At 44.6% G+C, this 943-nt stretch carries 1 protein-coding gene and 1 pseudogene; both read left to right on the forward strand.

Features of this window, described 5'->3' with window-relative positions; all coding sequences use genetic code 11:
• A pseudogene (locus LZT21_RS11835) lies at nucleotides 1-627 on the forward strand (proprotein convertase P-domain-containing protein); the annotation flags it as partial.
• 17 nt (nucleotides 628-644) lie between these two features.
• Nucleotides 645-943: hypothetical protein (locus LZT21_RS11840; RefSeq protein WP_233991009.1), on the forward strand; the 299-nt coding region annotated here is incomplete at its 3' end.

Below are 943 nucleotides of genomic sequence, written 5' to 3' on the forward strand. Positions count from 1 at the left end.
ACATTAAACCCGACGATTTCAAATCAAACCAGTAAGGAATTGGTTGATGGACAAACCTCAGCCAGAATTGACTATGGTTGGCAAAAGAACCAAGCCGGAATTTACTATTCGAATTGGTATGGATTTGGACTTGCTGATGCTAGGGCAGCGGTTGAAATGGCTAGGAGTTATACAAACTACAAGTCTTCCGCCTTAGTTCAACCAGAATGGAAAAGTGTTGAGATTATTAGTGCAGTGGAGTACGGAAAAGTCAAAAAGTTGGGGCAATTTAGGACATCAACAGAAGGCGCCATCGATATGGTTCAGCTTCAGATGCAAGCAGTAGGAAGCGCGGAGGTTTGTATGGGCAGCGCTGGTATTTTCTTAAAGTCGCCTCAAGGTACCGTCTCTATTCTAAGCACACCCTACAACATGTTTTATGACGACACAGGCGATCCAAAAGATAAGCGGGACGGTGGCAAGATTAGCTCACAGACTGCTTATGCTTTAGGCTCATATGCGTTTTATGGCGAAAACCCTAAAGGCGATTGGACGGTGTACGCAGTGAGCGGCACACCATTAGCAGATTCCGAATGCGCACCCAATCCACAGCTTGCTATGGAATATCGTATCTATAACGCAGAATAATTCGGGAATTTAATATCATGCACAAAATAATAATAATCGCTACTGCAATTGGTTTGAGTTTTTCTGGCTTGGTTTTTGCTCAAAGTAAATATGAACTAGGCACAAAATTAAGCCCTGCAGAGATTAGTGCCTTAGGTAATTTAAAATCGTTTAGTGTGAGTTCGGGCACATCTACTGCAGCGTCTGCGGTTGCTGCTGCTAATCAGAATGACCCGACCCGCAAGATCAGTGCAGCAGGATCTATTTCAGCACGTCAGGCAACCTATCGTATTGTGTCGGCCAGTAGTGGTGGCGGTGGCTATGTCATCGATGATCG

This window comes from Polynucleobacter sp. IMCC 30228 (genome assembly GCF_021395205.1).
Taxonomy (GTDB): Bacteria; Pseudomonadota; Gammaproteobacteria; order Burkholderiales; family Burkholderiaceae; genus Polynucleobacter.